1 protein-coding gene is annotated in these 26045 nt (G+C 66.7%); it reads left to right on the forward strand.

All coding sequences use genetic code 11. From position 1 onward, the window contains the following. Positions 1-21: 21 nt before the first annotated feature. A complete protein-coding gene (locus ACIBTV_RS03855) occupies positions 22-25650 on the forward strand; it encodes a toxin glutamine deamidase domain-containing protein (protein ID WP_396702081.1) in 25629 nt (8542 codons plus the stop codon). Positions 25651-26045 lie beyond the last annotated feature (395 nt).

Genomic DNA, 26045 nt, shown 5'->3' on the forward strand with positions numbered 1-26045 from the left:
CTGCGGCGGCGGACCCAGTTCGTGGACGACATCCAGGCGACCACGAACAGCCTCGTGCAGCCCTGGCTCGATGCTCGGGTCAACAATCCGTTCGACCCGATCAGGAACCCGTTCCTGCGCCAGCAGGTCGAATCAGCACGCGACGCCGTGGCGGCGGTCAACGCCCTGGACCCGACCACGGACAACGCACTCTGGTGGGCACAACTCGACCACGCACGGGAACGATTGGCGTCGTTCCGTGACGCGGTCGATGGTGGGGGCTCGCCGTCGCAACCGGACGCGGCGTTGACCGACCTGATGGACCGCGTCGATGACGCCCTCGTCGCGGCAACCGCTGAACAGGGGTCGTTCGGGCACCTCACGGTCGAGAACCCGAGCACCGTGCCGGTTGGCGGTGTGTCAGGGGTTGCTGAGTCTCGTACCGGGGGTGCACGGGAGCAGGGTGAGTCGTCGCCCTCGCAGGCCGACCAGGCCCCTGCCACACCGGCCACGGACTCCGCGAAGCCGGCGATGGGCTCAACGACCCCGGCCACGGACTCGGCGACCCCGGCCACCGGCCCTGCGGTGCCGGCCACGGACTCGGCGACCCCGGCCACCGACTCCGTCACCCCCGCCGCGGGCCCTGCGGTGCCGGCGGCGGATGCGGGCGTGATCGCGGGAGGCTGGAAGCGGAGCAAGCCCGGGCGGTTCGAGGCTGGTAGTACGGCGTCCCGGTGGCGGCATGCGCCGAACGAGGCGGAGCGGGAGCAGCTTCGGGTGCTCTCTACCGACCTGCAGGGCGTGTCGAACGGGACGCCGCGTCCGCACAAGGAGTTGGTGGGCGCGGCGGGACGGTTGCGTGACGCGGGCGCGTTGCGGGATCTGCATGGTGGTGCACATCGGGGTGAGGTGGTACTGCGCGACCTGGCCCGGCGGGCCGTGCCGACAGGCGTGGCGGAGCAGTTGATGCTGCACGTACGGTCCAAGACCGGCACGTCCGAGGTGCTGGGCAGTGTGGATCGGGCGGTGCGCAGCTTCGTCGCGCAGCCCGGCATCGCGCAGCCGGGCATCCTGCAGGTGGGTGAGCTGCAGGACGGCGTGCTGACGGTGGGCGTGCCGCCGGAGGGCTCGCAGAAGGTCATCGCGGCTGACATCCAGCGGATTCCGGTGCGGGTGGTTGATCCGGGTGAGTGGGATCTGCCGACCCACACGAGTGTCGAGGTCGTGTCGGTCAATGGTGAGCCGGAGTTGCGGGTTCGTGGCGACGCCAGCGACGCGTCGATTGCCATCGGGGTGGCCGGGGAGCTGACGCGGTGGGCGTATCAGCGGAGGTTCCCGCAGACCAGCCCGGAGGATCTGCAGGCGCGGTCGTTGTTGGCGCAGCACGAGGCGGTACGTCGGCTGTACTTCCAGGGCCGGCGGTTCGGGTTGCGGCGGGCCAAGCGGTGGGTGAAGACGTCCACCGGCTGGCTGGCCGGCGCCGGCCGGGTCGTTCGCGGTGAGTGGGCCCGGATCGACACGCAGCTGCGGGAACTGCCCGGCCTCAACCAGGACCAGCAGGGCCAGCAGGGCCAGCAGGGCCAGCAGGGCCAGCGCGACCAGCAGCAGGGCCAGCGCGACCAGCAGCAGGGCCAGCGCGACCAGCAGCAGGGCCAGCAGCGGGCCGCGGGGTTGAGTGAGGAGGTTCGGCAGCGGGTCGCCGCCGTGGTTGGTCGGCGGGAGGGGATCCGTGTCCAGGGTCCGTTGTCGGACAAGCCGCCGTTGGTCGAACACGTGGTGCGCCGCGGGTGGGCGACGGCCACCGTCCTGCAGACGGCGACCGCCGGTGTGTTGGCGGATCGGTCACCGGCGTTGATCGCGAACAGCGCGATCAGCGCTGGTGTTTTCAACGCCACGCAGGCGTACTCCGATGGTGCGGCAGCGAAGATCGCCGCCGGTGGTGGGCTGCCGAAGGCCACCCTGGTCGCGCCGAAGGCCGGTCCGGCGGGCCGGTACGATGCGCCGGGCTTCGGACTGCCCACTCCGCAGCTGACAAAGCGCTTCCCGGCGGCGAGCACGAGTTCGACGGCGGCATTGCTGATGGCAGGTGGTCTGACCGGCAATTGGGAGATCGGCGCCGCCGCCCTGGGCATGCAGGCCGGGCAGAGCCTGGTGGCCGGCGCCGGTTCCGACTGGGTGTTCGATCGGCCGGAAGCGGAAGCGAAGGGCAGGTTCGATCACTACCGTAAGCACACCCCGGATCATCGGCGCAACATGTGGGCCGAGATGGCGTATTACCACACCCGGGAGATGTACGAACGGTGGGTCGAGGCCCGCCGGCGAGGTGTGCCTGACGATCTGACTGAGACGTCGCGTCAGCAGCTGACCGATCTGGCCGCCGAGTTGGACGCGATAGACAAGTCCATCGAGGCGGAGGTCAACAACAAGATCGGCGACCTGAACGCGCGGCGATCGCTGTTGCGACGGTTCTTTGCGGGTTTTCGGTCGGCCCGGCCGGAGCAGTCGGAGCCTTCGACGGCCGAGCGGCAGAGCTATGACCTGATCGATCGTGGGGTGCCCGAGGGCCGTCCGCAGGTGTGGCACAACGCCACCCGCGTCGGGGTGCAGCACGCCGGTGCGCAGGTTCCGTCGGTGACGTTGGCGCATGTCCTTGGTAACGCGGTCGGGTTGGCCGACACCAGCATCATCGGTGCCGCGTTGCGCGGTATCGGCTACGGCGCAGGGTGGAGCCTGGCCAAGGACATCGAGTTCCGCGACGCCGTCGCGTTGGCCGCCTGGGACGCGCGCTACCAGCTGCGCGAGACCAGCAGACTGCTGCGAGCGATGGCCGAGGGCAAGACCGACGTCGCGCTGCTTCCGTTGCCCGACGCGTCACAACGTCCGAACTGGCAGCGTCTCTCCGAGACGGCCGCCCTGGTCCGCCACCAGAAGGAGATCAACCGGGGCATCGAGCGGCCGACGGAGGCCTGGTGGTTGCACCAACTGGGTTACAAGCACATCCCGGCGATGGTCGGCCAGAGCGTCGGGTACGGCATCGCCGCCGGGGCGGGCTTCCTTGCCACCGGGGTGGTCGTCCCCGCGCTGATCGCGACCGGCGTCGTCGCGCAGGCCGCGACCGCCGCCGGTGAAACGTTCGTACGCGTCAACGAGCCGCTCTACCGGCAGGTCGTGCGTCAGAAGGCCGCCCAGGAACAGGTCAGCCGGCTCCCCTGGACCACCGACGAATTCGTCGACAACATCACCCGGTACGGCTCCCAGACGATAGCCGAGAACAAGAAGATCATCCCGGTCGCCATCCTGCGGCCCGACCACAACAGAAACATCATCTACCGCTTCGGCGACGCGTCACAGCGGTACCTGATCGGCACCAAGAAATCAGCAACCGCCGGCTTCCGTCGACTCAGCTCCCGCATCGCTGACATCGGGCACGCCGGCGAACCCCTGCGCATGCTCACCCGCCGCCCCGAGCCCGTCGACGCTCGACGCCAGGACGTCGATGGCGGCGCCCGCACCACCGTGCGCCTTACTGCTACCGACCGCGCCGCGGTGACCAGGCTCAACGAGATCCTCACCGACCTCGACGCCAGCACCAACCCCCGCTACACCGCTCGCGAGGACCTAGACCCCGACCGGCTCCGCGCCGAACTCGCCGTCCTCCTTGACGAACTGGGACTACGCACCGAACAGCAGGGTTCAGCAGCCCGCTGGAACGCTGTGGTGGCCAACCTGCGCACCCATCACAACCGTGACGCCGTCGGAAACCAGCATCTCGACGAGATGCGCGGCATCCGCCTGAACGACCAGGACACCGCCACCGCGGCACCACGCGATGCGATCACGAAAGAGCGAACCACGCAACGCGAACAGCTCTGGTCCGCGATCGACCAGGTCGAACAACCCCCGACCAGGAACCGCGTCTGGTACGACGTGCTCGCCGACGACCGGCTGCACGTCCGGGTCGAAGGCTCCGTTTCCGCGGCGATCACCGTCACCGCCGACCCATCGGTGCCGCACGCCAGCATCACCCACCGCCCCGATGACGAGGGCAGGAAGGATCGCACGCCGTACACGCTGAGGGTCAACCCCACTGTCCTAGCCGACCCGAGGAAGTTGGCACCCGTCCTGGCGGAAACCGCCACCACCATCAGGCGCAACCCACCCGGATGGCGAAAGCTCTTCCCCTACTGGTCATTCACCGCACCCATCAATCCCCCATCCCTCACCACCAGCCTCAACAGTGTCGAACAGACCCGCTCGACGGGCGACGTCGTCGCCGGGACGTCGACGGTTCCTGATGACGCGGCCGCGCAGCAGGTGTTTCCTTGGCTCGCCTCGGTGAATCCAGGCGCTTCTGATACGAACTGCGTATTGACCGCGCTGGTGTCTGACATGAGTTATGTGGACTCTGACCAGCTTCAGGCCCCGGTTGACACCGAGCAGCCCGAGGCGCATCTGTTGAATTATCAGCGGCAGCAGTTGGGCTTGTCGGATGGTGTCGAGCCGCCGGTCTTCCGGGCGGATCCGGGGTCGATTCGGCAGGCGATGGAGGCGGCTGCGGATGGTGCGCGGGGCATCGTGTTGCTGCGTTCCTCGACGCCGGATGGTGCGACGACGGCGCATGCGTTCAATGTGATTCGACATGACGGTGAGGTGGTATTCCTCGATGGGCAGCGCGGTGGATTGGCTCAGGTGCCAGAGGGTGCCAACGAGTGGGTTTTCCTTCCGCTGACCGACGGTATCGCCGTTCCGGCGAATTCGGTCTCGCTGGACTCGTCGAACTTGACGGGCCGGGCTGGTGGACCTCCTCCCGAACCGTCGGGGCCGAGGCGGCAGTTGCCGTCGGTGCCGGGGCGCCAGTTGCCGTCGGTGCCGGGGCGGCAGTTGCCGTCGGTGCCGGGGGCTGGCGGTGCTGCGTCTTCTGCCGTTGCGGGGGGACCGGCGGGGTCGTCGGTTGCCGCGGGTGCGCCGTTCCAGGTGGATGTGCAGCCGTTGACGTTGTCGACGGCTGCCCGTGCTGGTGAGTCCGGGCCTGCGCAGAGGTCGGCTGGTCGGGGTGCGCGGGAGCCTCGGCGGTTGCCGCAGGTGCCGGGGGCTGGTGACGGTGGTGCGTCGTCGGCTGCCGCGGTGCCGTCGGGCGTGGCGTCGGGAGCTTCTGGCGGCACCGTGTCGGGCGCGGCTGGTTCGGATGTGTCCGCGGTTGCGGACTCTTCGATGGTGCCGGTTGAGGTTCCGCCGGACGGTTTCTGCATGTTGATGTCGACGTTTGTTTCTGTGCCGACCGAGTTCGCGGCGTTGTTGACCCGCTCAGATTACGCCGCCGCTGATGGTCCGACGCGTGGTGATGTTTCCAAGCACGTTGCGTGGTTGCAGGAGTCTGCCGATTCGATCCGGCGTGGCGAGTACGACCCGGTCATGTCGGCGGAGAGTAGGGACGCCCGACAGGGAGCGTTGAGTGCAGTAGCGGGCCTGTTGTCGCGAATGGTTCTCAATCCGGCGGCGTACGGGCTACCGGACCGGTTCGGTAGCCTCCCGGTTGTTAATGATCGGCTCAGGCGGTTCGATGAGTTGCTGGATGACGGCTGGAGCCCGGACGAAATCGTAACGGCGCCGGTGGATCACCAGGAACGTGAAATCTTGTCGAGAGCTGTCGCGAGGTGGAACGCTTCGTACAGTTCGCCGTTTGGTGACGGTTACCCGCAGCTTCTCGCCGACGCTCTTGGGATGAATTTCAACGTTGCTAGTGCTCAGTCGCCGCGAGGGTTCTTCGTCGTTGACGACAAGGTCGGGCAACGGGCCATTCGGGTTTGGCATTCGCCTGCCGCGGAGCATTACTCCGGGTGGATTCCCGGTTCAACCGGTCCGGGCTCGGCGGTTGCCGCACCGTCGGATGCCGATCGTTCGGACGCAGGTCCGGCGCCTGCGGTTGCTGACCCAGTGGATGCTGAGCAGTCGGATACCGAGGGGTCGGTGGACGATGAGCGCCGGCTGCGTCGTCAGGCCGGCGACTTCGGGGCGCAGTACCGGAAGTACCTGGAAGATCTGAGCCGTCGCCGTGAGGACCGCCGTCAAGGTGGCTACTTTGGCGAGGCGTACCTGGCTTATCTGGCGGATCAAGATGCTGAACCGTCGGGGTCGTCGCTGGATGGTGGGCAGTCCGGCCGGCTAGGTGCGGCCGGCCCGGCCGTGCCGGCGTCGTCGGTACCGCCTGCTACCGCCGGTCGGCCGTCACGTCCGCTCCCACCGCAACCGCAACCGCAACTGCAACCGCGGCGCCTGCCGCCGTTGCCACCGCAGGCGCAGGCGCAGGGTCAGTCGGGCTCGGCGCCGCATCCACTTGTCAACGAGTCCCGCAACCAGCCAGCCAGGCCCGATGGCGCCCGGATGGCCGTGCCGTCCCCGGACGCGCTCGTCGACGACCCTTTTCTCGTGGCCGACGTCAACACTCACCTACGGCGGCTCAATTACCAGGGCACCGCGGATGCGCAGACGGTGTCGGACCATGCCCGGTGGGTGCGGCCCCAGCTTTCGGGGCGCGTCACCCGTCGCGAGCTGGCGGTGAAGACCGCCGACCACATCATCGCGGGGGAATTCCCCCGAATGCGCGGCGGCAACCCGCAAAGCACGGCCAGCGGCAGTGCTGGCGCCAGCGGGAGCGGCAGTGCCGGCGCCAGCGGCAGCGGTCAACACTCGACCGACTCCGAATCGTCGCAGCTCATGGTTGTCGATGACGAAGCCCGGGTGTCATCCGGCGAGGGCAGCCGAACGGTGCAGGTCGTCCTACACGATCTAGGCGGCGGCCTGGTGGAGGTGTCTCCTGAGTCCGCGGATGCCCTCACTCGGCCTGTCCGTTGGTTCGCCGATCAGGTCTGGCGCAACCGCGACCGGCGGGGGGCGGAGCCTGCCCTCTACATTCGTTACCACCCGTCCACCGACGCGATGCACGCAAGCGAAGTCGGTTTTTGGATTCGGGTCAATGTTAGGCAGCACATTCAAGGCCGGGCTCTGTCTTCCGGGGTGGTCGGCAGCGAAGAAGACGCCGAAGATCTGGCGTCGCGGCTGACGGACACTTTGCTCGAAGACGCCAGAGTGGCCGATCCTGACATGCCCGTCGGGCTGGTGTCAGTTGACTTCGGTGCGGCTCCTGCGCCGCAAACCCCGGCGCAGCCGATGGACGTCAACGCCGTGGCGTCCGACCGCCTACCACCGAGGCCCCGACGTGGCGAGGGTGGGCCGGTTCTGGCCGAACTCCAGGGCCTTTCATTGTCGCGGGGAAATGTCGAGGATCAGGCGACACCGGGCAGCTCCGACGACTCTGAGTCGTCGCAGCTCATGGTTGTCGATGACGAAGCCCGGGTGCCATCCGGCGAGGGCAGCCGAACCGTGCAGGTCGTCCTACACGATCTAGGCGGCGGCCTGGTGGAGGTGTCTCCTGAGTCCGCGGATGCCCTCACTCGGCCTGTCCGTTGGTTCGTCGATCAGATCTGGCGCAACCGCGACCAGCGCGGGGCGGAGCCTGCCCTCTACATTCGTCACCACCCGTCCACCGACGCGATGCACGCAAGCGAAGTCGGTTTTTGGATTCGGGACAATGTTAGGCGGCAAATCCAAGACCTAGCGTTGTCTTCCGGGGTGGTCGGCAGCGAAGAAGACGCCGAAGATCTGGCGTCGCGGCTGACGGACACTTTGCTCGAAGACGCCAGAGTGGCCGATCCTGACATGCCCGTCGGGCTGGTGTCAGTTGACTTCGGTGCGGCTCCTGCGCCGCAAACCCCGGCGCAGCCGATGGACGTCAACGCCGTGGCGTCCGACCGCCTACCACCGAGGCCCCGACGTGGCGAGGGTGGGCCGGTTCTGGCCGAACTCCAGGGCCTTTCATTGTCGCGAGGAAATGTCGAGGATCAGGCGACACCGGGCAGCTCCGACGATGTCCGGATGGTTTCCGGGTCGGATGGGAGCCCGGAAGTTCTGGTGCGATTCGAGCCTGGACCTTTGGTCGTCGGCAGGCCACCTTTGCTGACTGCTGACTCCCAAGACGCGCTCGCTCCGCACGTACGCCGATATGCTGAGCAAGGATGGCAGCGCCGCTGGCGGCGTGGCCCATCGAGCCTGCGAATCTCTTACCGCCCGTCGTCGACGGGCCCCCGGATGCCGGGCGGCGACGGGCAGCATCCCACCAACAACTCGATGATCAACGAGATTCGTCTGGCGCGTACCGCGAGCGCATGGATTGAAAGGCAGTTCCAGCGGCAGCTTCAAGGTCTGGTGTCGTCCTCTGGGGGCGTCCTCAGCGACGAGGACGCGAGCAACGTTGCCGTCCATCTGACCGACATCCGGCTGCATGCCGATCCAAGCATGCCGTCCGGCGCGGTGCTCGTTAGATTTGAGGCCCTGGCTGTCGATGGGGATTCCATCATGGCCGATCCGGAGTCGCACAGCTCGGACGATGCCAGCGGACCTCTCGTGTGGTGGTCGGGCTGGGATTCGGTTGCCGGAGCGCCCGCCTCCGGTGATGCCGGAGTGGCTGGGCCGTCTGGTGGCCCTGGGAGCACGACGCGGCCTGCGGCGAGCCGGAAGGACACGCCGAGTCAACCGCTGCGACGGGTGGGAAGCCGAGTCGGGATCCTGTCGTCGCCGCTGGAGAGCGCAGGGCAGCGGGCGTTCGTGGCCCCGGGTGAGGTGCCCGACGACGTGGTGCTGGTCGGTGCCGTGCTGCGGGAGGATGGCGGCCGCACTGCGCTGTGGGCGCCCGCCGCTGATGGTGGAGCGATGAGTGCAGACCGATTCCTCGACCAAGTGGATTCGATGGACAGGTTCCAGCCAGCAACCGAAGACGGGAATGCGGCCCAGAGCGCTCCGCGTGTCCTCGTGCTGGTGCTGCGCGGCAGCGACAACGCAATAACCCGGTTCAGCAGGTGGTTGTACGCCGAGATCGATGACCGGCGGCTCTGGGGGCAGGATCCGGCGCCGGCAGGTCTGGTCATCGGCTCGTATTCAGCGCAGGGTCTGATGTGGCGGCCCTACCTCGACAATGGACTCGGGGCGCCAACGTCCTCGCCACAGTATGCAGTCGATCTGGCGAGGACTCCCGAATTCGACCTTTCGGCATTGCTGAACCAACGTCTGGCGGGCCGGAGGGTGGAGTTTGACGATCTGACCCTGGCCCGTCTGTTGCTGGCGCGGTTGGGGTGGGATTCGGTCTGGGAAGTGGGACCGTCACCGACGTACGTGTCGGCCGATTCTGGTGGGGTTCTGCCGTCTGCCCTGACCGAGGTGACGGTGCCGCTGCCAGCGGACACGTCTGGTCGTGCGGTGTTGGGTGAGGTGCGGGGTTGGTTGCAGGTTGGCCGAGTGCTGCCGGTGGTGCCGGCCGGTGAGCGCACGGTGCCGGTCCGCCTCGGCCCGGATCTTGTCGCGCCGACTTACCAACTCCCCGCCACCGGGCCCTACCCGTCCCGGAACGTGTTCGTCCTGCATGGCACGGGAGAAACAGCGCAGGACCACGGAGAAATCGCAGTCGTTCCCATCTGGGTGAATCGGTTCGCCGACGGGCTGGTGGCGGTGCGTACTCCTTCACATGTTGATATCCATGACCTTGATTATCTTGTGCCCTCCATTGAGCAGCGACTCGTCGTCGAACCGGGCGAGCTGAGCCCAGACGGCGTGTATGTGCGGAACACGGCGCCGCGCGATCGACAGGACGCGGCCTGGCTGACCGCCGACGAGTACCGCCGGCGTCTGGCGGATGGTCCGGCCGGGGAGCCTCCGATCGTGGTGATGATCCAGCCGTTCCAGTCCGTGACGACGGAGCGAAACGCTCCCTTCATCACCGCCCTCAGCCGTAACACGGTCGTGCTGTCTGCGCACTGGGAATCGTCGTCGGAGCAGACGCGCGACAGGCGCGGCAACTCTGACCAACAAGAGTGGCGTCCGCGATGGATGGTCCGACGGCCCGGTGGCCCTTTACGAACGGGGAACAGGCCCACCACCCTGCGTACGCTCCTGTTCAAGGTGGTCGATGAAGACATGGTTAGCCTCAATGAGGCGTTGAACTCGCTCGCCCTCGGTGAGATCGACGGTCGGGAAGTGGCGTTGGCGCGCCGCGCCTTCCTCGCGGGACAACGGCCCGCGCACGATGCGGTGACGATTCGCCTGAATGTCCCCGCAGATCAGGCTGAGGCGTGGATTCGTACCTCCCCTGGCGTGGCGGTGGTACCGAACTTCGCCGTACGTGAGGACCAGTTCGACTCAGGGCCTTTGTCTGGCGCGTACACCCAATCGACATTGACGATTCCTGCGAGGTATGTTGCCATCCCGCCCGGCCGGCCGGGGGTGTACGTGATTGACACTCGGGCGTTGGCGGAGGATTTGATCTCGATCGAACCGGCCTCCAACGAGAGTTCGGATCAGTTCGTTCGAGTTCGCGGGCAGGAGCCCCCGGCATATGACGTCCATGTGCCGGAGGGCGAAACCGGTTCTTCTCGTAGCAGACTGGATGCGGTCGACGACGTCCTGCGAAGCAGCGCGACCCCCCGTCCGAGCTTGGAAAACGATCTGGGCCGGGCGAGCAGCGCATTGGCTGCCTTGGGGGCACCGCGCGACGGCCTGGGTGGTCATCTCCAAGGCGGCTCGTTGGCCGATCTTCAGTCTCTGGCTGCCGGCGCGGTCACCATGGTCATGGTGACGCCGCATGACGCAGGTCTTCGGCCACGAGGGCCGCGGCCGAACACGGCTCGGATCATCCTGGTGGTGAGGGAAGACGATGGTCGGATCTACCTGGTTGATGGGGATGTTCCTGCGGGATCTCCGGGTCGGTTCGTCGATATCACCGATGCCGTTGATGACGGGCAGGCGCCCCCAGCGGTGCTGAGCGGTAGCCTGTCCGTTTACGTCGATCGTGCGGGGCGGCTGCGGCAGCTTGAGGTGCCGCTGCACGAGGGGCGCGTCCGGGGCGACTCCCTGAGCCGGGATGACTTCGTGAGGGAGCTGCGGGACGGGTTGACGGACCCGCCGGGTCCTACCGTTTCCGCGGGCCGACGTACCAATCGGGCGCAGGTCGAGAGCGCGATTGCCTGGTGGGCGGGGAGGCCGCCCGGGGATCGGCTGGACTGGTTGTTGGCTGCGGTACGCGGTGTCGAGGCGCGGCTCGGGCCGAGTGGGCCTGCTGGGTCTTCGCTGCTGGGTCCGGAGCAGATCGCCGCCGTGCTGATCGGCATCCATGAGGCTGTGGGTGCGCGCGGTGGGACCTTGGCCGGGCCGGGCTGGGATCGCGCCGCCGTGGCGCTTCGGACGCTAGAGGAGCTGTCGTACGACTTGCAGTCCGTGCCGTCGCTGTCGCCGGAACTCGCCGCAGACAGGAGGCGCGCACAGCAAGCCGCTCGTGACCTGTCGTCCCTACTTGAGTCCGTTCTGGATCTCGGCGGGATGCCCGAGAGGGACGAGCTGGGCGCTGATCGCGGACGGTTCCGCCGGGACCGTTTCGTCAATAATCTGCGGGCCGGGTTGCGGGCTCCTGTGGGTAGTGTCGATTCCCAGGATCGGCGTACCTATCTGGAGCGAGTCAACCGCGCGATCGACTGGTGGACAGGAAGGCCGTCCGGGGATCGGCTGGACGGATTGTTCACCGCGGTGCGGGGCGTCGAGGCGCGGCTCGGGCTGGGCGGGCCCGCTGGGCCCGCGTTGCTGGGCCCGGAGCAGATCGCTGCTGTGCTCACCGGCGTCCATGAGGCCGCGGGTGCGGACAGTGCGGCCTTGACGGGGCGGGGCCGCGACCGTGTCGACACGGCGCTGCGGGTGCTTGAGGATGTGCTGCACGACCTGCGGTACATGTCGGTGCCGTCGGCGGAATTCGCCGAGCACCGAAGGCAGGTGCAGCACTTCGCTCGGGCCGTGGCATCCCCACTTCAGTCCGCGCTGGGTCGCCGGGGCATGCTCGAGGCCTCTGACGAGGCGTACGCGGTCACTGCTCCGGACGGAAGCCCTGACGCCGAGTTCGTACGCCAGGTCAATGAGCATCTTCGCGAGTTCGGCGAGGAGACGCGGAGTCCGGCCGAGATCGGCGAACACCTGGAGTTGGTCCGCTCGACCGGGGGCGCGCCGCGGGCCGAGCGCTCGTTGGCGTACTGGACTGCCCATCACATCAAGTTCGGCCGGACGCCGGGTATGCGCGGTGGAAGTCACCGTGCCGACGACGATGAACAGAGTTCCGACGTTGGCAGTTCCACCGCCGGGCCGAGCACGGTGGCAGGTCCCTCACAATGGGGATCATTGATGCCGCTCGACGCGATTGATGCCCTCGGTGTCGGAGTTGAGGGGGATCAGGACTCGGACTCGGACTCGCACTCTGCGGAGCAGGAGTCGGACTCTGACTCTTACTCGGACGATGTGGAGCAGCTCTCGGACGTCGACTCGGACAGCGACGGGTCCTCCTCGGACGGGCCCGCGGATCCGCCGGGTCGGCAGGCCGCCACGCTTGCCGAGTGGCATCGGGAGCTGGAGTTCGTGTTCGGTGACCTGACCGGCCCGGCGTTGGCGCCGAGGTGGGATGCCGGCCTCGACGGCGGTCAACGCGCGGGGACACCGTCGGCGCAGACCATCCTGCGCAACCCGAAGGTGTCCTGGCGCATCATGATCGGTGCCGGTGCTGGTACCGAGATCGATACCGCTCCCGTCATTGCCTCGATGCCGGAGGAAATGCTTCTCGGGCCGGAGTTCGACCAACTCCTCGCCGATATGCAAAACGACGACCCGACGCTGACCCCGGAGGCGCTGCGAAAGCAGTTGCGAGCCGGTGACTCCGCTGTCGGTGTGACGTTCGACGACCAGGGCCGAGCTGTGGTCAGTCCAGCCTATTTCGCGGGCGAGCTGAGGTACGACGAGCAGGCTGGTGAGTGGACGGTCAGCGACCGCTCGAGCGCGTACATGGACCCGTCCGTCCGTGACTATGCCTTGGATCGGGATCGGCGGTGGTGGTTGTCGAACGTCGCCGACATGTTCCACCGCCTCCTCGGGGAGCCGGTTCGCGCGCTGCCGCTGGCGCCCGTCCCATCGTCCGCGCGGGACGCGCTGATGGTCACCACCGAGGACCGCATCCGGTACGCGAAGCGGCAGGCGCAGGCGATCGCAGCCCGCTACCCCTCGGTCTCCAAGGTTGACCGGGCTGCGATCGCGGCAGCCGCAGAGGACGTGCTGCTCGACCCCGACGCGTCGGTGGACGAGGCGGTGCAGGCTGCGGCGGATAAGGCACAGCAACGGGGTCTCCCTGCGGCGGGGCCGATGAGGGCGCCCCAGGCTGTGCCCACGGCGGAGGAGGAGCTGACCCGGAGTCAGCAACGCCAGACGGCGATGGCGCACGGCTATCTCGATGTCAGGATGCTGCGCCGGATCCGGAACAATCTGTTCCCCGACGCCGGGCCGGACCAGCCCGGGATGGAGTCGGACCTGCAAGCCATCGCCGTGGTGCATACCTTCGTCTATAACGGGCGCGTCACCGATGTGGCGGACGACGTGCTCGACCGTCGTTCGGCTGCCCATGAGTGGGCGCTCGCCGCGGGTGATGCCGTCACGGACGCGATGGAACGACTCTCCGGATCTGCCGGCACCTCTTACCGCGGTGACGTCTACCTGCAGGTTTCCGACGAAAGTCTCGCGTTGCTGCCGCCCGTGGGTGAGGTGCTGACACTTCCGGGTGCGCTGCCGGCCACAACCACGCCACCGACGCCGGTGAAGGGATTCACGGTGTTGAAGCTCGCCGTGCGTGACGCGATGAGCCTCGCGGACGTCGGAATCGACGATGCCGTGCTCGTCCGGGCAGACACCCACTTCGCCGTTGAGTCGATCGGTGCGGATGGAACGGTCCTCAGGGCGATTCCCGGCCCACGTGTGGCGTCGGTGAATGGTCCGGCGGTCTACGCCACCACCCGGAGCCTGACCCTCGGGCCGTCGATCAACGTGGGGAAGCACATTCAGCTTCCGACGATGTCCGCGCTTCAGGACAGGAGTCTGCTGAATCCGGGCGACGACAACATCACACTCATCGTGCACCCGCTGACGGGGCCACCGTCGGATGGGGGGCCCGTCTACTTGGACCCACGGGCCAGCTACCAGGTGCACTCGATCACGGCGGATGAGACAGCTCAGGAGAAGTGGGTCTTCGAGCTGTTGGAAGTGTCTGGGCCGGCGCGCACGGCCTGGGGCAGGCCAACCGAGATGCCGTGGCTGCCGCTGCGGGAGAACGGGCCGTTGTCCACGACAGAGGCACGGGTCTGGCAGGACGAGAAACTGGTGACCGAGGCGCAGACCACCCGGCTGCGCGCGCAGGGGCTGCGGATGGTGCCGTCGGCGCTACTGGTCGGCGGTGACCTGAACTCGGTGCTGAACGCGAGCCTGCCACCGGCGGAGCACCGCACTGATTGGCTCGGGGGCATCCACCGGAACATGCCCAATCTGCAAACCCATGTGGGGACGCTCGGGTTGCCGATCGGCACCGACCTCAACGCGATGCTGGGCGGTCCGGAAGCGGCAGACCTGCTGCCCGCCCTGCTTTTCATGACCTACCCGGGCCTCTCGCTGGTGGTCATCCGTCCGGACGGCTCCCTGATGTCAATGCAGGATCCGGAGCAGCGGTGGCAGATGGTGCTGGTACAGACGTCAGCGGGGTTGCGGCCGGCGCTGGATGAAAAGACCGTCGCAGCCGCCACACCGGCCACTCCGGAGTCGTACGAGCCCAGGTCCCAGCTGGCGGATCCGCAGTTGGTCGACGAGGCGTTCCAAGTGTCTCCAGAAGACGTGGGACAGGTGAACAGCTACCTCGCTGAGCTGGCGCATCCTCCGGTGAGCCCGGCTCGGATCGTGCAGGCACGCCGTGTGGTTGAGCAGGACGCCGGCGGGATTGACATCACGGATCTGGACAAGCAGATCGCCGTTCACATCAACGGTGATGCCGGCAGGTCTTTCGGGCCAGAGCCGGATCTGGTTCCGGGCGCGGTGGGGGCGAAGACGCTGGCGACGATCAGGCAATGGGTGGCCGCCGCGACAAGTGACCTGGCGTTGGACGCGGCGTGGCCCAATGGCCCGGTCGCGGACGGCTCAGCCCTGGTCGTGGAGATTGTCGGGACCGACCTGGACCTGCCCGCAGTCACCAGCCGCGGGGCGGAGGGCGAAGAGGCGCCTGCGCAAACTCGTGGCCAGGTGCTTGAGGCGGCACTTCACCGTGAACTCAACCTGGGCCTGACCCGGTGGGCCCAGCGAAGGGGTTCGGAGCTGGCGCCCCGGGCCGAGGTGAAGGTGACCCGTGAGGATCCGGTTCCGGGGAACCCCGGCCGGATCACGTTGCGGCGCCTCGCCACGGAGCCGACCGTCTACCTGGTGCCCCTGTTCGTGTCGCCGAGGCGGGGGGGAAGTCTGCCGGACCAGGCCCAGGCCACTGTCCGTAGGGTGGCCGAGGAGGTGGCGAGGCACGCCGTCGTGGCATATCGGGAAGCGCGCGCGGGCGCTGACCGACATGACGGAACCGAAATCGGTTCGGCTGCGGCTCGTGGTCCGATCGTCACGTTCACTGGGATGAACGTCTGGGGCGACCCCTCCAACGTGGAGGACCTCAAAGCGGAGTTCCGGCGGATCCTCCCCTCCCACATCGAAGAGCAGTTCCATGCTTCGGGCAACGACGAGCACTCCGCCGCGGATGTCGATGCGGTGGCCGGATCCATCGAAGTCCGGGCGCCCCGCCGTCATGATGGAACGAGGAACCTGACGCAGATAACTGTCGCGCCATCCAGGCCGCCCATCGCGGAGCAGCGGTCGCCACGGCCAGCGGCGACCGCGGTACGGCCTTGGCAGGGCGACCCACCGACGGACGTGTTGGCACAGATTCAGACGGTAACCAGAGAGGTCGCGCAGCTCGCCGTCTCGTCGCACCGACGAGCCGGTACGGCGGCCGGAGCAGGGCCGGACGCGGCGGGCCGCGTAGAGGTCAGCGTCATTATTCAGCGCCGACCCGGGGAGGGGCGAGACTTTCTTCTCAACAGCGCGCTCAGCGTCTATCGCCTGCTCCAGCAGCAAGGTTTTGCTGCCGTACGTGATGAGCTTCTGCGGGCGGAGGCACCTGCCGCAGTGGCCGACGTCGACGCGGTGGGTGTGAACGTCTCCCTCGACGTCCGGGAACAGATTGTGACGGCCGGGCCCGTCGAACAACCATTGCCAATCCTGATCAAGGTGACGCCACCGAAGCTGCTGCCGCCGGTCAGGGATGAGGCCGCACCTGTACGGGACTACCTGAGTACCTGGAACAGCAGCCGTGCGCGCGTCAGCGATGAAGGGTGGTGGCAGGCCACGTCGCCGGCAAGGCGGATAGATGAGGTTGCCGACGCGTTGCCACCCGAGTCGTTCCGCACGGTGCGGACTGAATTGACGGACGTCGCGGACCCGATCGGGTCCAATAGCCTGCTGGATGCTTACGGCACTGACGTGGTCTATGACGTAGCCCGGCTAGAAATATCGGACATTGACGCGAACGGCGGCCCTGTTCGCACGACGCCCGTTCGTGTCTTCCGTCTGGCGCTGCACCTCCAGCCCGAAGCGGGTGTGTCATCGCACGACGTGGATCGCCTGAAGGGGCTCGCGCAGCAGGCCGTGCGGCAGATGAACGAAAGGCTGCTGTTGCCGGCGGGACCAACCGGAGCGTTGGCGCAACCGGAGGGTGACCAGTTCCATCTGCAGGTGAAGTTCACCGACAGTGAGTCTGACGCGCATAACGTCGTCAAGATACCGCGCAGGATGCGGCGAGACGACGTTGTCGCGGACTGCGGGACCTGGCCGGTGAACCTCCTTGACCCCCCCCGGTGGATGGACGCCGACGCGGACCAGACCGCGATCGACGAGGCGGCACAGGGCACCCTGTTGCACGAGATACTGCACCTGTTGGGCCTTATCGACGAGTACGCGGCCCATCGTCACCTCGGGCCGGGCGTTCCGATGGTCCGCATCTTCGCCGCCCCCGTACCGGGTCGACCGGCCTGGAGCGACCCTAACCGCCCGGCGCTCGAACGCATGCCACGACGGACCGACGATCCCGGAGTGATGGGGTCAGCAGGGCCGCCGGACCGAACCCGTGACCCGATCGCGGTCCGCTACCTCACCCGGATCTGGCAGGTGCAGGAGAACGCTGTCGTCGCTCCGGTGACCACGGTCAGCCGGTCCGGCCAGCGCATCCTCTCCATCGAGCCTCCCTCAGGCCCGCAGGGTGCCGGGGCCACCGGAGCACTGTCACAGCCGGGCGCGCCGGTCGTATCTGACGCTGCCGCCAGCGGCTCCCCACAAGCCGAGCCGAGCATTGGTGAGGAGCGGACCCGACCGGCGCAGCAACGGCCCGGTACCTCGGGCGGTCGCGACACGCCGCCGGTGGGCCGGGTCGGGGTGTTGGAGCGGGAGGCTGATGGCCGCTGGCGTGCGGATGGCCTGCCGTTGCGGGTAGAGGCGTTGGAAGACGGCCGGTCGGGGTTGAGTCTCTTGTCGGCGGAGGAGCTGTCGTCGGTCCGTGATCGGCAGTTGATGCCGCCGGGGCTGGCGCCGGCGGTGTTGGTCCATGGCGCCGGGAACGTGGTGCACGCGTCGGTGGAGTTGCCAGATGGTGCGACCCGGACGGTGGCGTTGTCGGCGGCGCAGCTCGCCCAGGTGGTGCGCGGCAGTGTCGGAGCCGCCGATCTGGTGGCGTTGGTCTCGTGTCGCGCCGGCGCGGTGAGAGGAAGCTTCGCGTCCGACTTCGCGCGGGCGTACGGCGGCGATGTGTACGCGCCGGCCACGGACGTGTGGATCGGAACGACCGATGGGTTGGTGACCTCTGACGGGCAGTCGTGGTTGCTTTTCGGCCCGGACGGGAGCGACAGCGACGGCTGGGATCTGATCAACGACGAACACGACTTCGACGGCATTCGGGCCAACACGGGTCCTGCGTCTCCGGACGGGTTGCGGCTCAGCGGCGAGGACGCAGAGTCGAGCGGACTCGACCCAGTCGTGCCGTCCGACGATGGCGACGAAGCCGAGCCGCAAGATCTCAACCGCCTGTCCTCCGAATTGAACGCGAGCAGTCCGATCCTGGTGGAGGTCGACGTTGACGCCGATTCGCGGGGTGATGGGCCCTCGCTGAGGTTGTCCAGTGCCACTGTGGACGCCCTCACGCCGCCGCTGCGTCTACTGGCCCGCGAGGCATGGGGCCGCCACCTGGCGGGGGAGGAGCCGCGGTCTCTACATTTCGTTTACCACTCCGCAGGACCCGTTGATGGCGACGAAGACATCCAACACCTCATGGCCGATTTTGTTTACGGTCGGATTTACGAGCAGGTCGAGGAGGAGTTGCGACAGCTGGCGCGGTCCAGCGGTCTCGCCGACGAGGAAACCGCGGAATTGAGGGTCACTGAGGTGGCTATCGGACTGTTCGATTGGTCCATCATTCGTCGTGATCCGAATGTGCTGGTCGGGTCGGTGCAAATTGATTTCTCTCCCGATTCAGGATTAGCAGGGCCCTCCAGTGACGTGGCGGAGCCGACGCCTACAACGGGCGGAAATGCGGACTCCCTGTCGTCTGCGACCGTCGGTGTCTGGGTCGACGCCGGCGACCTCTTTCCGCCGGGTGATGAATCGGGCACGGTTTGGTGGCTGGCTGGCCACTCTGGAGAGGTTCTGGAAAGGCGTATTCCTTCAATTGCCCAGGAGGCATGGGAGCGCCACCAGGCGAACGAGCCGCAGCAGAGGTTGACTATCGTCTATAACCCGTACGGCGAGGGTGCCTATCCGGCAGTTGGCAGTGCTAATGATGGCGCATACTTCGCGAACGGCCTTCGGCAGTGGATGCTGGGCGAGATCGACGACGATCTTTTCGCGCAGATATCGGGCAACATGGATGAGTCGGAAGCGGCAATTGTGGCCGAGCGGGTCTCGAATAATTTGCTCGGCCGGGTCGTCATCGTTGCTGATCGGCGCGTTCCTCCCGGCCTGCTGCGGTTGAACTTCACTACGCAATTTGTGCCCTCTGAGGCCCTCGTGTCGTGGCCCGGATGGGATTCGACGGCAGGGACGGCCGAGTTCGGTGACCCGGGAGAAGCAGAGGGTCATGGCGGTTCCGGGGGCCGCCTGCCGTCTGCGGTGAGTGGGAAGACCGGGGTGGTCCATGCTGTGCAGCCGGTGGCGAACCGGGTCTGGGTGGTACCGCCGCAGCATGAGGGCGAACGGCAATGGCCGAATGTGGCTCCTGGCCGCGTGCCCGACAACGTGGTGCTGGTCGGTGCTGTCGTGAACAGCGACGCCTCCTTGTCGGTGTCCGATGAGGTTGGCGGCAGGCTGACTGTTGATGATCTCCTCGATCGATTGGCATCCGGTGACGGGTTCGAGACGGCAGCCGCCGGAGCGGGCGCGGAAGGGGCCGATCCTCGTGTCCTCGTGCTGGTGTTGCAGGGCCTGGACGGGGCGATAGAGCAGTTCAGCCACGCGCTGCTCAGTGAGATCGCGGAGCGGCGCCTCTGGGGGCAACCGCAGCCGAGCGGGTTGGTCATCGGGTCCTACGAGGGCGAGAGGTTGCGCTGGCGCGTCCGGCACGAGTTCGGCTTCGACGAGCCGTTTCATTCGCCGATCGACGCAGTCGACGCGGTGGTGCCGCCGCCACCCTTCGACCTTTCGATGAGGGTGCATCAGCGCCTGGCCGGTGAGGAGGTGGACGTTGATGATCCGACGCTGGCTGACCTGGTGCTGGCACAGTTGCCGTGGGACTCAGTCCTCGAGCCGGATGCTGCGCCGCGGTACTCACAAGTCGATTCTGGTGACGTATCGCCGACTGCCCTGGCTGAGGTGGTCGTGCCGGTGCGTGCGGTTGAGCCTGGCGCCGTGCTGGGTGAGGTGCGGGGTTGGTTGCAAGGCAATCGAGTGCTGCCGGTGGAGCCGACGGGCGAGGGCACGATTTCGGTTCGGGTTGGTCGGGGTCTTGTCGCGCCGATCTATCGGCTCCGCGCCTCGGCCGGCCATCCCGCTCGGGATGTTTTCGTCCTCCATCGCACGGCGAGCGAGACGCGGACCGGAGGGCAGTTCGAATACGTTCCGGTGTGGGTGAACCGGTTCGCGGACGGATTCGTGGCGGTGCCGATCCCAAACTACTGGGCGGATCTAACCGAGCTTGAGTTCCGGCCTTCGGTCGCGGAACAGCTCGTTGTCGAGCCGGGGGAGTTGAGCACCGACGGCACACGAGTGCGGAACACGGCGCTACGTGATCAGTGGGACGATAGTTGGCTCACAGCCGACGAGTACCGTCAGCGTTTGCTGAGTGATTCGTCCGGGGGCGTGCCGATCGTGATTCTACTTGGAGCGGCTGATTCCTCTCAGCGTGATCACGCTGCCTCCTTCATCGCTGATCTGGCCCAATACGCAATCGTGGTGCTGCCGGATCGGAATACCTGGCGGTGGCGCCGAGGGGCGAGCATCAGCGAGCCGAATGAAGATCTGCGCACCACGGTCGTCGGGGCCTACTCTGCCGAACGAAAGAAGATGTGGATAGCGCTGGAGCGACTCCTGGCCGATAAGGCAGTCAGTGATTCGGACATGGAGATGGCCCGTCACATGTTCCGCGAAGGAGCGTCGCCGGCATCAGATTCGGTGATAATTCGGTTGCCAGCCGACGTGCGTGAGGTTCGGGACTGGATCCGTCATCCCGCCGGGGTGAGGGTGGTCCCGAACCTTGCCATGATCGACGACACGTATCCATACGAGCGATTCCGCGGCCCTCTCCTCGAGGTTCCCGCAACTTATGTTCGCATCGACAGCCGCACGCGGCTATACGTAGTCGCTACCGCAGCCCTGGCGGAGGATCTGGATTCAGTAGTTCCGGCGTCGGGAACTGACTCTCATCAGGTTGCCCGCGTTCGGCGACGGGAGATGCCACCGGCATACGAGGTCCTACCGTCGTCAGCCGTGCCCGACTTCGGGGACTCGCCGCTGGCGACGGTCGACGGCGCACCGGTTGGTCCTGAGGCACGGGAGACGGCGTCGTTGTCGGGGGATGTTCGGCGGGTCTGGGAGAGCCTGAGGACGCTGGGGGCGTCCTCTGCGTCCGGGTCAGCTGATCTTGCTGGTTTGGCAGGCGAGTTGGGTGGTTCCTGGCGTCCGGCCGCCTTGGCTGATCTTGAATTTTTGAGTGCTGGGGCCGTCACCACGGTCGGAGTGGAGTCACCGGATGGTGTGGCTCGGCTGTTTCTGGTGACTCGGCAGTTCGACGGTCGGGTCTCCCTGATCGATGTGTATGTCCCCGCGGAATCGTCGGAGCGGTCTGTCGATATCACGGAGGCGGTGGATAACGGTGAGGCGCCGCCGGCAGTGCTGCGTGGTCAGGTGCACCTGGTTGTTGACGGCGAGGGGCGGCTTGGCCAGCTTGATGTGTCGGTCAGCGGTCGGGCGTGGGTTGCTCGCTCTGGTCGAATTCCTACAGGGTTCGTCCGGAGCGAGTTTGTGAGGGAGTTGTCGGCCGATCTGGAGACTCCTGCGGGTGTTGTTGCGTCCCAGGACCGGTTGAGGCATCTGGCGGACGTCGACCGCGCGATTTCCTGGTGGGAGGCTAGGCAGCCCCGGGATCGGCTTGACGGGCTGTTCACCGCCGTCCGTCATGTCGAGGCATTGCTTGGGGTGGGTGCCTCTGCGGACGCACCCGCGCTACTGGGCTCGGATGCGATCGCCGCCGTCCTGGTCGGCGTCCACCAGGCGTCGGCCACGGACGACTCAATCTGGTCGAGTCGAAGCCGGCTCCGCGTCGTGACGGCGATTGAGGCACTTGAGGGGTTGTGGCGGCGACTGCACAACCTTCGACACCCGACACCTGAGGTCGAGGGACACCTGCGCCGGGCGCAGCATGTCGCTCAGGCCCTGTCGTCGCAGTTGCGTTCTGTTCTCGCACATCGGGGCAACCCGGAGGAGCCCGCCGGGCGAGGGAACCGCTCCGCCTTCGGCGCTGGAACCTCGACGATTCGTGACGACGCCGCGGCTCGCCGGACGTTCGGTTGGCTCGCCTCGGTGAATCCAGGCGCTTCTGATACGAACTGTGTTCTGACCGCCCTGGTGTCTGACATGAGTTATGTGGACTCCGACCAGCTTCAGGCCCCGGTTGACACCGAGCAGCCCGAGGCGCATCTGCTGAATTATCAGCGGCAGCAGTTGGGCTTGTCGGATGGTGTCGAGCCGCCAGTGTTCCGAACGGATCCGGAGGCGATCCGGCAGGCAATGGCGGCGGCTGCGGTCGGTGCGCGGGGCATCGTGTTGGTGCGTGCCTCGACGGCAGGTGGTGCGGCAACGACGGCGCACGCGTTCAACGTCATTCGGCATGGCGGTGAGGTGCTCTTTATCGATGGACAACGAGGTGGTCTGGCGCAGGTGCCAGAGGGTCCCAACGAGTGGGTGTTCCTTCCGCTGACCGAAGACATCGACGCACCCGAGAATTCTGATCGGGTGGCGTCGTCGTACCTGTCGGGAAGCGCTGGCGGGCCCCACCTCGGGGCACCGATGAACCCCGCGCCAGGGTTGGCCTCCTCCGACGCCCAAACCGGGGACAGGGAGCCGGACTTCCCGTTCGGCGACCGCGGCGACATACCGGGGTCGGGTCAGAGCTCGGCCGGCGACGGGCCCTCCTCCCCTGGGGCCGAAGATCTGTCGCCGAGTGAAGCGGTGCCCGTCGTCTCTGGTGTTGCCATCGACGCCGCGTTCATCGCCGGCGTGAACGGACAGCTGAGGAAGCACGGGATCGGTCCGTTGGACCCGGAGGTGGTGAGACAGCGCGTCCAGGAAGTGGGGGCCGCATGGGGGCCCACGAACCGGCCGGGGCTGACGGACTGGACCGTCTTGTACATCAGGTCCGGACAACGGCCTGGACTGTTCGGTGGCGCACCCGCATCCCACGCACGCGCGGATGATGACGCTGCGCCACGTCCCACGAGGCGCCGCCGCATCACCACATCCGTTGCCGGTACGTCCAGCGGTGCCGGTACGTCCAGCGGTGCCGGTACGTCCAGCGGTGCCGGTACGTCCAGCGGTGCCGGAGCAGCTACCTCCGTGCCGTTACCAACCCAGCACGGCAGCACCTCGTCCACGCCGTGGAGAGCCGCAGGGATCGCCCTCATTATTGACAGCGTGACTGGTGAAGGAAGGGTCACCCTCGAAAACGCGACCGGACCGGCCGCACACAGGTCGTCCAAGCTGGGGGCACCGGAAGCGTCAGTCCTGAGAGAGCTGATTCAAGCTGCCGCCAGGAACACCCATGTCGAGCGCGCGACAGTCATCAAAATTGTCAAAGAGTGGTATGAAAAGGATGATATCGACGGAACCCTGAAATCTACCATCTTTCCCAATCTGAGGCGTGCGCTCGGTGCTTTGTCGGGTGATGTGCGTATCGATCTTATTCGCAAGGTCGGCTGGCGGTTGGTTCGCAACTCGCAGACCTCGCCGTTGGAGGATCGCCGCACGGGCCTCACCCTCACCATCAAAGGCAACGGCAAGGGAGAAGTCGTCCGTAAGGGCCCGGCCGGATCGACAGCACCGGACGAACGTTTCACGCTGGGGCAGCAGGATGCGGAGCTCCTAGCGGTGCTCATGAAAGCTTCCTCCGAAGGTCGCGCCGCCGACCACGACGAAATCGATGCGGTGTTGGCAAGAGGACGCCAAAACGTTGATATCTCTGCGACTCAAAGAATGAATGCTATTCTAAATTTGAAGAAGAGTCTGCAGGGATTCGATAATCTGAGCATCCAGGCTCCCGGCGAGAGCACCGGCTGGGAGTTGCTTCCGTTCTCCGCCTCCGCGACTGCGTCGAGGTCGAGGATCGAGCGCGAAGCCGGGGAGGTGCCGGCGCTCGCGTTGGATGGCGATGCGGGACTCACCCTTACTTACATAAAAGACGGCAGAGGGGCAGTCGCTCTCAACGGCCCTACCGGAGCGGCAACACCGCACAAACCGGTCGTGCTGCGGCGCTTTGATGCGGTGGTCCTGGAGGCGCTGATGGCATTTTTCCTCAAAGGGCGCCCCGCCTCCCGTAGCGATATCGAGGGCATTATCACGGCGAGGATCCCCACAGCTAAGATCGGCGAGAACTCGATAATGAATGCCGTCTCGGCTGTCAGGGTGGCGTTTACCAGGTCGCCCCACCTCGGGTGGCGCGTTGGTCCCGGCACCAGTGAAGGTTGGGCGCTGGAACGTGTCTCGGAGGTGGCGTCGACGACGGTGGATTACCGCACGCGACTCACCCTTACCGTCAACGAAAGAACTGGCAAGGGGGAACTCGCCCGTAACGACTCCGCCGGATCGCCAGCACCGCACGAACCGGTCCCGCTGGCGCCCTTGGAGGCGGCAACTATGAAGGTGCTGCTGGAAGCTTCCTCTGCGGGCCGCATCCCGGACCGCAAATCAATCGAGGACGCGATCGGGGGCAGGGGCAATTTCGAGCGGCTCCACCGGCTGCAGTTCATTCTCCAGTCTTATCCGCACCTTGGTGTGCGCCTCCATATCAGCGATAATACCGGGAACCTGGTTTTGTCGGAAACGCTGAATCGTGCGGAGCAATTGGCTCAATCAGCTATCGCTATGTCGAGCCTTCGGGTCTACAGTGCGGATGCCGAAGGTGTTTGGGTTGTTGTTCCGGCTGGCCCTACTGAGCCCAATAAAATTGTGCTTCTGAATTGGCGCGAGCTTGCGGCGTTGAGGCTCCTCGTTCATCACAGGGGTGCTCCTCATATCCCTGGGCGGGTCAAGGGTGGACGGTTTACCGAGTTCGGGGTGCCTTCTCTGGCGGGGAGGCCGATCGTTGCCGGTTGGCTCAAGGAGTTGCAGACGACTATGGGATCGGGGTGGATCTTCACGGACGGTAAGCGGTGGTGGATGGAGGATCCTTCCTGGCCTGCTTCGGTTCCCGCCGGGTCGTCGTCGCTCCCGGTTGTCGCCCGTGACATCGATGTCTTCGGGACTGCTGGTCGTGTCGCGGGCTCCTCGACCGGGGTGGGCGCGCCTGGCCGTGTCGGCGGGGCGTCCGAATCCGGATCGTCGTCGCTCCCGGTTGTCGCCCGTGACATCGATGTCTTCGGGATTGCTGGTCGTGTCGCGGGCTCCTCGACCGGGGCGGGCGCGCCTGGCCGTGTCGGCGGGGCGTCCGAATTCGGTGACGATGACCTCCGGTGGAGTGACGGCGACTCGTTGTTCGACGAGCCGGTTGACGACGGTCCCGTGCGCTCCATCCCGTCGAACGAGGGTCTCATCGCCGGCGATCAGCGCCTCGCTGGCCCGGTCGGCGGCCGCTCTGATTCCTTACCGCCCTTTGACGCCTTTCCGAACATCAGCGGCGATGGGGAGGGCTTGTGGCGAGACGGGGCAGGTGATGACACGCCCGCGATGAGTCTCGACGACATCATCGCATTCGTCGAGCAACTGCCCGAGGATGATGCACCGATGCCGGGCGGGGACTTTTCCAGACCCTACCCGGACCAGATGCACCTGGACCTCAACTCGGATTGGAACCTCCACCTTCCCGCCACGCCGCAGACGGTGGCTCAGGATGCCTACGGCCCCCTGCCTGTCCGTTTCGGCGCGATACCCGCCAGCACCGCGGACAGCGCCGCCGATCGCAGCCAGCCGACGAATGCGACCAACGATGACTGGGCCATGTAGTGGTCGACCCGGGACTGCGTAGATCTTCGTGTTTGACTCGAGGGTGTTCCGTTGGACAGGACGATGATCCGTCGGGGAGGTATTGCCAGCGGTCAGCTCACCGCCGACAACTGGCACACCGACGCCGACGACGTCCTGACCCTCCTTACCGGAATGGTCGGCGATCGCTCAGCAGGGACGCTGGCGCCGCCCATGCCATGGCCCATGGTCGAGCCACGTGCAGGGGTCAACGAAACTCGCGTTCCCCCGGTCGCGGACCGGGGAAACGGACGCGACGTAGTGGAAGGTGTCGGCGACCCGGTCGGCGACGGAGCTGCTCACCTGGGGCAGGTAGTCGAGGCCGATGTGCTCGGTCGCGCCTTTCTCCGATGCGAAGATGCGGAGCTCCCGCTGGG

The organism is Micromonospora sp. NPDC049366 (genome assembly GCF_044466625.1).
Classification (GTDB): domain Bacteria; phylum Actinomycetota; class Actinomycetes; order Mycobacteriales; family Micromonosporaceae; genus Micromonospora.